The 654-nt window shown below is 43.1% G+C and carries 2 rRNA genes; both read right to left on the minus strand.

The features are described from left to right. Positions 1 to 106, minus strand: a 23S ribosomal RNA gene (locus AC1DUA_RS39870); the annotation flags it as partial. A gap of 487 nt (positions 107 to 593) precedes the next feature. Then, positions 594 to 654: ribosomal RNA gene (locus AC1DUA_RS39875) — 16S ribosomal RNA — on the minus strand; the annotation flags it as partial.

Raw genomic sequence — 654 nt, forward strand, 5'->3', positions numbered from 1 at the left:
CGGATCAAAGCCTGCTTACGGCTCCCCGAGGCATTTCGTCGTTCGCCACGTCCTTCTTCGGCTCCTAGTGCCTAGGCATCCTCCGTGTGCTCTTTCTAGCTTAACCTAGAAAAAAACAGTTGAAAATTTCGTGCAACCCGAAAGTTAGCACTACCTAAGTTCTTACTTTACGTTTTTTGTTGACAATCCAGCCTATGCTTCGCAAAGGTGAATTGCAACTGTTTCGTTATCTAGTTTTCAAGGAACAAGTTGCGAATCGTAGATTCGTCAACAAATGCAACAAATTTGCCTATTTAGCAGGATTTTCTACCGCTAATTTCAATGCCYATCGACTGAAATCGCTGTTTAACTGGAATTTCTACCGTTAATTGCTCTCATTTGCCYTATAAGGAGCGAATCCAGCTTAATTAACGTTACTTTTTCCTCTTAAACTCACTTTCAATCTACCAAACACGGAATTAACTGTACGTTTTCCCGTTATTTCAACGAACTTGCCTGAAAGGATTRMYCTTTCAAAACTGAACACGAGTRAGTAAGCGATTGTGTATCCGAAGATACTTGACTGGGTCGTTCTCAGACCCGAGTCTCCATAGAAAGGAGGTGATCCAGCCGCACCTTCCGATACGGCTACCTTGTTACGACTTCACCCCAATC

The sequence above is a fragment of the Paenibacillus sp. 01T422 genome (genome assembly GCF_056398785.1).